This window comes from Mycobacterium sp. E3251 (genome assembly GCF_001666835.1).
Classification (GTDB): Bacteria; Actinomycetota; Actinomycetes; order Mycobacteriales; family Mycobacteriaceae; genus Mycobacterium.
Genome location: NZ_LZJF01000086.1, coordinates 20,254 through 30,465, shown reverse-complemented (window position 1 = coordinate 30,465; position 10,212 = coordinate 20,254). Strand labels below are relative to the sequence as shown.

General features: G+C 70.5%; 2 protein-coding genes. One reads left to right on the top strand and one right to left on the bottom strand.

Translation table 11 applies throughout. From position 1 onward, the window contains the following. Positions 1–9,480 (top strand): non-ribosomal peptide synthetase (locus A5697_RS12005; RefSeq protein WP_156673265.1); only part of this gene is annotated, 9,480 nt, incomplete at its 5' end. Between the two features lie 3 nt (positions 9,481–9,483). On the opposite strand, the gene A5697_RS12000 is transcribed toward A5697_RS12005, so the two are convergent. Further along, positions 9,484–9,774: a DUF732 domain-containing protein gene (locus tag A5697_RS12000; protein WP_231972051.1), complete on the bottom strand. Its 291-nt coding sequence runs from the start codon at positions 9,772–9,774 to the stop codon at positions 9,484–9,486. Positions 9,775–10,212: the final 438 nt, after the last annotated feature.

Below are 10,212 nucleotides of genomic sequence, written 5' to 3'. Positions count from 1 at the left end.
GGGCGGCTGGTGGTGGTCCCGGAGGCGGTGGCGCGCTCGCCGAAGGATTTTCATGCGTTGGTGGTGGCCGAGAAGGTGACGGTGTTGAGTCAGACCCCGGCGGCCGTTCGCATGCTGTCACCGGAAGGCCTGGACTCCGCGGCGCTGGTGATCGGCGCGGAGCCCGTACCCCCGGAGCTGGTTGACCGCTGGGCACCAGGGCGGGCGATGATGAACGTCTACGGCCCGACCGAGAGCACGATCTTCGCGTCCATGAGCACCCCGCTGACCGCGAAATCCGGTGCGCCGCCGATTGGTTCGGCGGTGCCAGGGACAGGACTGTTCGTGCTGGACGGCTGGTTGCGGCCCGTGCCGGTCGGGGTGATCGGGGAGTTGTATGTCGCCGGGCGCGGGGTGGGCCTGGGATACGTGCGCCGGCCCGACTTGACCGCGTCGCGGTTCGTGGCCTGCCCGTTCGGCGAGCCCGGACAACGGATGTATCGCAGCGGGGACCTGGTGCGCTGGGGCGCCGACGGCCAACTGCAGTACGTCGGACGCACCGACGAGCAAGTCAAGATTCGCGGTTACCGCATCGAGATCGGCGAGATCCGCTCGGCCCTCGCAGCTTTGGACGGCGTCGACGAAGCGGTGGTCGTCGTCCGCGAGGACCGCCCCGGCGATAAGCGACTAGTCGGCTACATCATCGGAGCCGCCGAGCCGGCCGCGATGCGCGCCGCCCTGGCCGAGCGGCTGCCGGGCTACATGGTCCCGGCCGGGATCGTGGTGCTCGAGGCGCTACCCGTGACGGTCAACGGCAAACTCGACACCCGCGCCCTCCCCACACCGGAATACACCGCCTCGGGCTATCGCGCCCCCACCAATCCCACCGAGGAGATCCTGGCTGGCATCTACGCCCAGGTGCTCGGGGTCGATCGCGTCGGAATCGACCAGTCGTTCTTCGACCTGGGCGGCGACAGCATTCTGGCGATGCGCCTGATCGCCGCGGTCAACACCGACCTGGACGAGTACCTGTCGGTGCGCGCCGTGTTCGAGGCGCCCACCATCGCCCAGCTGGCACCCCGGATCGGCGAAAGCGCTGGCGGCCTCGAGCCGTTGGTGGCCGGCCCCCGGCCGGCGGTGGTCCCGCTGTCGTTCGCCCAGAGCCGGCTGTGGTTCCTGGACCAATTGCAAGGCCCGTCACCGGTTTACAACATGGCGGCGGCCATGCGCCTGCGTGGTCGGCTCGACGCCGACGCGCTCGGTGCGGCGCTGGCCGACGTGGTGGCCCGCCACGAGAGCCTGCGGACCGTGTTCGCGGCGCCCGAGGGAACGCCCCAGCAGGTGGTCATTCCCGCGGAGCGAGCCGATTTCGGCTGGCAGGTCGTCGACGCCAGCGGCTGGTCGGCGAGCCGGCTGGACGAAGCCGTCAAGGCCGCGGCACGCGGCACCTTCGACCTGGCGACCGATATTCCGTTGCGCGCCTGGCTGTTCCGCGTCGCCAACGACGAACACGTGCTGGTGGCCGTGGTGCACCACATCGCCGCGGACGGCTGGTCGCTGCGGCCGCTGGCCGCCGACCTCGGCGTCGCCTACGCCAGCCGGTGCGCGGGGCAGGCCCCCGAGTGGGCCGAATTGCCGGTCCAGTACGTGGATTACACGTTGTGGCAGCGCGCCCAGTTCGGCGACCTGAAGGACAGCGAAAGCCGCATCGCCGCCCAGCTGGCCTACTGGGAAGAGGCCCTGGCCGGCATGCCGGAGCGGTTGCAGCTGCCCACCGACCGCCCCTACCCGCAGGTGGCCGACCAGCGCGGGGCCACGGTGGCGATCGACTGGCCCGCCGACTTGCAGCAGCAGGTTTCGGCGGTGGCCCGCGAACACAATGCGACCAGCTTCATGGTGGTGCAGGCCGCCCTGGCGGTGCTGCTGGCCAAGCTGAGCGCGAGTAGCGATGTGGCGGTGGGCTTTCCGATCGCCGGGCGGCGCGACCCCGCGCTCGACGACTTGGTCGGATTCTTCGTCAACACCTTGGTGCTGCGCGTCGACGTGTCGGGCAACCCCACCTTCACCGAGCTGTTGAACCGAGTGCGCACGCGCAGCCTGGAGGCCTTCGAGCATCAGGACGTGCCCTTCGAGGTGCTGGTGGAGCGGGTCAACCCGACCCGAAGCCTCACGCATCACCCGCTGATTCAGGTGATGCTGGCTTGGCAGAACTTCGGTGGGCAGGACAACGACCCCGCGACCGGGCTCGCCCTGGGCGACGTTCGGGTCACCCCGATACCGCTGGACACCCAGGTCGCCCGCATGGACCTGACCTTCTCGATGACCGAGCGCTGGACCGAGACGGACGAGCCCGCCGGGATTGGCGGGCGGGTCGAATTCCGCACCGACGTGTTCGACGCGGACAGCATCGAGATACTCGTCGGACGCCTGCAGCGGGTGCTGGCGACGATGACCACCGATCCCGCCCGCTCCGTGTCGTCGGTCGACCTACTCGAGGCGGACGAACGGGCCCGGCTGGACCAGATCGGCAACCGCGCGGTGCTGGCCGCGCCGGCGGACGCATCGACGTCGATTCCGGAATCCTTTGCCGCCCAGGCGGACCGCACGCCGGATGCGACGGCGCTCAGCAGCGGTACCCGGTCCTGGACGTATCGCGAGCTCGACGAGGCGTCCAACAGGTTGGGCCACCTGCTGGCCGGCCGCGGCGCTGCCGCGGGACAGTGCGTGGCGCTGCTATTCGACCGCTCGGCCGAGGCGATCGTGTCGATCCTCGCGGTGCTCAAGACCGGGGCGGCCTACCTGCCCATCGACCCCGCACATCCGGCCGCCCGGATCGGCTTCATGCTCGCCGACGCCGCGCCGGTCGCGGTGGTCACCACCGCCGCGCTGGCCGATCGGCTGGACGGGCACGACGTGGCGGTCATCGATGTGGACGATCCCGCCGTCGACGCTCAGTCCCGCACCGCGTTGCCGGCGCCGAGCCCGGAGGACGTCGCCTACCTCATTTACACGTCGGGAACCACGGGTGTGCCCAAGGGCGTGGCGGTCAGCCACCGCAACGTCACCCAGCTGATGGCGTCGGTGGACGCCAGCCTGCCGGACGCCGGCGTGTGGTCGCAGTGGCATTCCTACGGCTTCGACGTGTCGGTGTGGGAGATCTTCGGCGCGCTGCTGCGGGGCGGGCGCCTGGTGGTGGTCCCCGACGCGGTGGTGCGGTCCCCGGAGGACCTGCACGACTTGCTGGTCGCCGAGCGGGTCAGCGTCCTGAGCCAAACCCCTTCCGCCGCAGCGATGCTCGACCCGCGGGGGCTGGAGTCGGCGGCACTGGTGGTGGCGGGCGAGGCCTGCCCGACCGAGCTGGTGGACCGGTGGGCGTCCGGGCGCGTGATGATCAACGCCTACGGGCCGACCGAAACCACGGTGTACGCGGCGATCAGCGCGCCGCTTGCCCCCGGCTCCGCCGTCGTCCCGATCGGCTACCCGGTGGCCGGCGCGGCGTTGTTCGTTCTCGACGAATCCCTGCGACCGGTACCGCCCGGCGTGGTCGGCGAGCTGTACGTGGCCGGCGGCGGGCTGGCCCGCGGGTACTGGCGCCGGGCGGCGCTGACCGCGTCGCGGTTTGTGGCCTGTCCGTTCGGCGGGCCAGGGGCACGCATGTACCGCACCGGCGACCTGGTCTGCTGGGGCGCCGATGGGCAGCTGCAGTATCTGGGCCGTGCCGACGAACAGGTCAAGATCCGCGGCTACCGCATCGAACTCGGCGAGATCCAGGCGGCGCTGGCCGACCTTCGCGGGGTGCGGCAAGCCGCCGTCATCGCCCGCGAGGACCGGCCAGGAGATAAGCGCCTGATCGGCTACGTCACCGGTTCGGCGGACACCGCCGAGCTGCGCGCCCGGCTGGCCGACCGGCTCCCCGCGTACATGGTTCCGGTCGCCGTGGTGCGGCTCGACGCCCTGCCGCTGACACCGAACGGCAAGCTCGACGCTCGCGCCCTGCCGGCACCCGAATACCGCGAGGCCGATCGCTACCGGGCCCCGAGCAGTCCCGTCGAGGAGACCCTGGCCGGCATCTACGCCCAGGTGCTCGGCGTCGAGCGGGTCGGCGTCGACGACTCCTTCTTCGACCTGGGCGGCGACAGCATTTCGTCGATGCAGGTGGTGACGCGGGCGCGGGCCGCCGGCCTGGCGTGCCGGACGCGCGACATCTTCGTCGAGCAGACCGTGGCCCGGCTGGCCCGCGTCGTCGGCGTGACCGACGGCGACACCGGCGTCGCCGACGAGGGCATCGGCGAACTATCGGCGACGCCGATCATCCGGTGGCTGCAGGGTGTAAACGGTCCGGTCGACCAGTTCAACCAGACGATGGTGGTCGAGGCCCCCGCCGGGGTCACCGCCTCCGACGTGGTCGCCGTGCTGCAGGCCCTGCTGGACCGGCACGCCATGCTGCGGCTGCGCGTGGACGACGAGTGGTCCCTGACCGTGCCCGAGGCTGGATCGGTCGACGCCGCCGACCGCCTGCACCAGGTGGACGTGTTGTCCGACGCCGCCGTGACCGCGGCGCGCTCCCGGCTGAACCCGGCCGGCGGGGTGATGCTGAGCGCGCTGTGGGCGACTTCCACCCGACAGCTGGTGCTGATCATCCACCACCTGGCCGTCGACGGGGTGTCCTGGCGAATCCTGTTGGAAGACTTGAACATTGCCTGGGCGCAGCACCGGGGTGGGCAGCCGGTGGCGTTGCCGCCGGGTGGGACGTCGTTTGCCCGCTGGGCGGCCCTACTGGGCGAGCACGCGCACGACCCCGCGGTGGTGGAGCAGGCCGGCGCCTGGCAGCGGATCGCGGCGACGCCGCCCGCGCTACCGGAGGTACACCCCGAAACGGACACCTACGAGACCGCCGAGCACCTGTCGGTGGCACTGGACGTGGAGACGACCCGCACGCTGCTCGGCGAGGCACCGGCGGCCTTCCACGCCGGGATCAACGACATCCTGTTGATCGGTTACGCGCTGGCCTGGGCGGAATTCTTGGGTGGCGGCGCGCCGGTGGGCATCGACGTCGAGGGCCACGGCCGACACGAGGAGCTCGCCGCCGGGGTGGACCTGTCACGCACCGTCGGGTGGTTCACCACCAAGTACCCGGTGTCCTTGGCGGTGGGTCGATTGCCTTGGGAGGACGTGCTTTCCGGTGATGCCGCGCTGGGGGCCGTGGTCAAGCAGGCCAAGGAGCAGCTGCGGGCCCTGCCGGAACCCCTGACCTACGGGCTGCTGCGCTACCTGAACGACGAGGTCGACCTGGGCGGCCCCGACCCGACGATCGGCTTCAACTACCTGGGCCGGCTGGGCGGCGCGGCCGCCGAGTTGTCGGACGAGTTGTGGCGCATCTCGCGGGACGGCTCGTCGGTGACCGGCACCAGCACGGCGGTGCCCATGCCGCTCATGCACACCGTGGACCTCAACGCCGGCACCGCCGAGACCGAGGCCGGCCCGCAGCTGCACGCCAACTGGACGTGGGCGCCCTCGGCACTGAACCGCGAGCAGCTCGCCCGGCTGAGCGGGCTGTGGTTCGAGGCGCTGACCGGCATCTGCGCCCACGTGCGGTCGGGTGGTGGCGGGCTGACCCCGTCGGACATTCTCCCGGCCCGGTTGGTCCAGCAGGAGATTGACGAGCTCGAGCGGCAACGGCCGATTGCCGACGTGTTGCCGTTGACCCCCCTGCAGCAGGGGCTGCTCTTCCACGCCACCACCACGCGGGGCAGCGACGACCTGTATGTGGTGCAGCTGGAGATGAGCGTGACCGGCCCGCTCGACCGGGGCAGCCTGCGCGACGCGGTGCAAACCGTGGTCGACCGGCATCCGCACCTGGTCGCAAGGTTCTGGGACCGGCCCGACGAGCCGGTGCAGATCATCCCCGCCGAGCCGGCGATGGCATGGCGCTACGTCGAGCTCGACGGCCGCCAGGGCATGGACGAGGGCATCGGGGAAATCTGCGCCGCCGAGCGTGCCGCGGTCTACGACCTGGCCGACGGGCCGGCCTTCCGGGTGGCCATGATCCGCACCGGGGAAAACCGGCACCGGCTGGTGCTGACCATTCACCACATCGTGCTCGACGGCTGGTCAGTACCCATCCTGGTGAACGAGACATTCGCCAGCCTCACGGGGCAGCGGCTGGCCCCGCCGGCGCCGTACCGCCGGTTCGTCACCTGGCTGGCCGAGCGCGACTTCGATGCCGCGCGGGCGGCGTGGGGACGGATGCTCGCCGGCTTCGACACCCCGACGCTGGTCGCGCCGCCGCACGAGTTGAAGCCGTGCGCCCGCGGCCTCACGACGTTCGCGGTGCCGGCCGAAACCACCCGGGCGCTCGGCGAGCTGGCGCGGTCCTGCCAGACCACGGTCAGCACCGTGCTGCAGGCCGCGTGGGCGCAGCTGCTCACCTGGCTCACCGGCAACTACGACGTCGCGTTCGGCACCACGGTGTCGGGCCGCTCGGCCGAGGTCGCCGGCGCCGAGTCGATGGTCGGCCTGATGATCAACACGATCCCGGTGCGCGCCCGCATCACGGCGGCGACCACCACCACGGAACTCCTGGACCAGCTGCAAAGCGCCCACAACGACACGCTCGAGCACGAGCACCTGTCGCTGAGCGAAATCCACCGGATGACCGGTCACGAGAAGCTGTTCGACACGCTGTTCGCCTACGAGAACTACCCGCTGGAAACGTCCGCGATGGCGGTCAACCACGAGCTGTCCATCACCGACTTCAACGTGTTCGAACGCAACCACTATCCCTTGACGATGCAGGCCGCCCTGTCCGGCGAACAGCTCGGCCTCCGCGTGGAATACGACGCCGGCGTCTTCGACGCGGGCAGCATCGAGGCGCTCACCGAGCGACTGGAGCGGGTGCTGGTGACGATGACCGCAGACCCGACCCGGCGGCTCTCCTCGGTCGACCTGCTCGACGGGCCGGAGCACGCCCGCCTGGACGAAATCGGAAACCGGGCGGCGCTGACCCGGCCGGTGCCCCCAACGGTGTCGATCGTGGAGATGTTCGCCGCGCAGGTCGCCCACCGGCCGGACGCCGTTGCGCTCAACTGGGGCCGGCTGTCCATGACGTACCGGGAGCTGGACGAGGCGGCGAACCGCTTGGCGCACCGGCTCGTCGCCGAGGGCGCAGGCCCGGAACAGTCTGTGGCGCTGCTGTTTTCGCGTTCGGCGCAGGCAATTGTGGCGATCCTGGCGGTGCTCAAGACCGGGGCGGCGTACCTGCCGATCGACCCGGCCGCCCCGGCCGCGCGGATCCGATTCATGCTGGACGATGCCGCGCCGGTCGCCGCGGTCACCACCGCGGGACTGCTGTCGCGGCTGGACGGCACCGGCGTGCGGGTCGTCGACATCGAAGACCCAGCGATCGACGGCTATCCGCGCACCGCGCCGCCCGTGCCGGGGGCGGACGGCATCGCGTACATCATCTACACCTCGGGAACCACCGGTCTGCCGAAAGGTGTTGCGGTCACGCATCGTAACGTGACGCAACTCATCGGCTCGCTCGACGCCGGTCTGCCCGCCCCGGGCGTGTGGACGCAGTGCCACTCGTACGCCTTCGACGTGTCGGTGTGGGAGATCTTCGCCCCGCTGCTGCGCGGCGGGCGAGTGGTGGTGGTGCCCGAGTCGGTGGTGCGCTCGCCGGCGGACTTCCGCGCCCTGCTGGTCGACGAAGGGGTCAGCGTGCTGACCCAGACGCCGTCGGCGGTGTCGACGCTGGACCCGGCGGGCCTGGATTCGGTGGCGTTGGTGATGGCCGGCGAGGCCTGCCCGCCCGAGGTGGTCGATCGCTGGGCGCCGGGTCGGGTGATGGTCAACGCCTACGGCCCGACCGAGACGACGATGTGCGTGGCGATCAGCGCCCCGCTGGCTGCGGGCTCGGGGACGCCGCCGATCGGCTCGCCGGTGCCCGGCGCCGGGTTGTTCGTGCTCGATGGCTGGCTGCGGCCCGTGCCCGCCGGCGTGGTGGGCGAGTTGTACGTGGCCGGAACCGGCGTGGCCGCCGGATACGTCGGGCGCGCCGGATTGACCGGTTCGCGGTTTGTGGCCTGCCCGTTCGGCGAACCCGGGGCGCGCATGTACCGCACCGGGGACCTGGTGCTCTGGGGTGACGACGGGCAGCTGGTGTACGTGGGTCGCGCCGACGAGCAGGTCAAGATCCGCGGCTACCGCATCGAACTGGGCGAGGTCCAGGCCGCGCTGGCCCGATTGGACGGCGTGCAGCAGGCGGTGGTGATCGCCCGAGAGGACCGCCCCGGGGACAAACGCCTGGTCGGCTATGTCACCGGAACGGCCGATCCCGCCGAGGCGCGCACGGCGCTGGCCGGGCGACTGCCGGGCTACATGGTCCCCACGGCCGTGGTGGGACTCGACGCGCTGCCGCTGACGCCCAACGGCAAGCTGGACACCCGCGCCCTGCCGGCGCCCGAGTACACCGATGGCGGCTACCGGGCCCCGTCGAACGCGACCGAGGAGATCCTCGCCGGCAGCTTCGCTCAGGTGCTCGGTGTGGAGCGGGTCGGCGTCGACGACTCCTTCTTCGACCTGGGCGGCGACAGCATTTCCGCGATGCGCCTGATCGCGACGATCAACACCAACCTGGTGGTCGACCTCGCGGTGCGCACCCTGTTCGACGCGCCCACGGTCCGGACCCTGAGCCAGCGGCTGGGCACGGACACGACCACCACCCAGGACGTGGTTCCCATCCAGACCCTGAAGCGGGGCGCAGGCACCCCGTTGTTCTGCATCCATCCGGCGGGCGGCGTGAGCTGGCCGTATCAGGTGCTCGGCAGTTACCTGGACTGCCCGATCATCGGTATTCAGCAGACCCGGCAGGGCGAAGAGACCGAACCTCGATCAATCCGCGAGATGGCGGAAAACTATGCCGACAGGTTGCAGGAGATTCATCCCTCCGGGCCCTATAACCTGCTCGGCTGGTCGTTCGGCGGGGTCATCGCGCACGAAGTCGCGGTGGAGCTGCAGCGGCGCGGATGCGCAATCGGCCGCCTGATCCTGCTCGACGCCCAACCCACCATGAACGGTGCTGCCGGCGGAGTCGTCCCGCACGGTGACGGGCCGGGCGAACCACGGCTTCCGGAAGGCTCGCGATCCGAGCGGCTCGTCGACCTGCTCGCCGAGAACCTCCGCAAGAACATCGACCGCTACCGAACCCACCGGCCCGGCGTTTTCGACGGCGATATCACCATCTTCTCCGCCGCGGGGGACGGGGGTGACCGCGGTGCGTTCCTGTCCCAGTCGTGGCGGCCGCTCGTCTCCGGCGAGATTCTCACCTACTCCGTCGACTGCGCGCACGACGACATGCTCACCCACGATTCGGTGGGTCTGTACGGACAACGACTCAGGCATCTGCTGGTCCTCGCGGAACGCCGGCTCGAGCTCGCCCACGGTGGTCAGCAAACGGCGGCGTCGCGGGACGGCAAGCTGCCCGGGGAGCGCGCCGGATAACGGTCAGGAGACCGAAGCGCCGATAGCGGCCCTGTGTTGTGGGCAGTAGGACGCCACCGAGGCGCCGAGAAGATAGCCGGCTTCGTGCGCCGACAGATCGGTTGCCCGTACCACGTTGAGCACCAACGAGGTTGGCGTCTTCCCGGAATCGAGTCCCGCGCACATGTTGTGCCCCGCGGCGATCGCGGCGCCGCGGTCGGAAAAGACGATCCCGTTGCGCTGAATCTCCGAAATGAACGCATCGTCTTTTTGATCGGCCGACGCGGGTGCGGCGAAAAACACCGCGGCACCCACGAGCGCGACTATTGTCGACCAGTTCCCAAGGCGCGCAATTGTTCGCGTCACGATGTTCCTCGATGTGGCATCTGGGCTCCAAGCCCTAACGGTGGCTGAACATTAGCCGGGATCGCCGAAGTTTTCCTGCCGGCTTCCACCGCGCCACCTCACACAAATCTGCCACGTTTTTCAGGGAGGTTGGCGGCGGGTGCCCGAGCGTGCCGGGCGGCCGATGCCACGCGGAGACCGAAAAGTCATGTGCCGCAACGACCGCCATTTGCAACCACCGCCGCGCGGCCGCCTGAGCGGTAGGGGCGGACGTCGTGGCCGGCCCAGTGGCTCGCCAACGGCGAGAGCAGAGCGCAACCAAGATTTAACGTCGCGGGTACCGCCGCCGGTAATCTCCGGCCCCCCACGATAAAGCGCGCCCGAATTGAGAGATCGCCGCGATCGGCC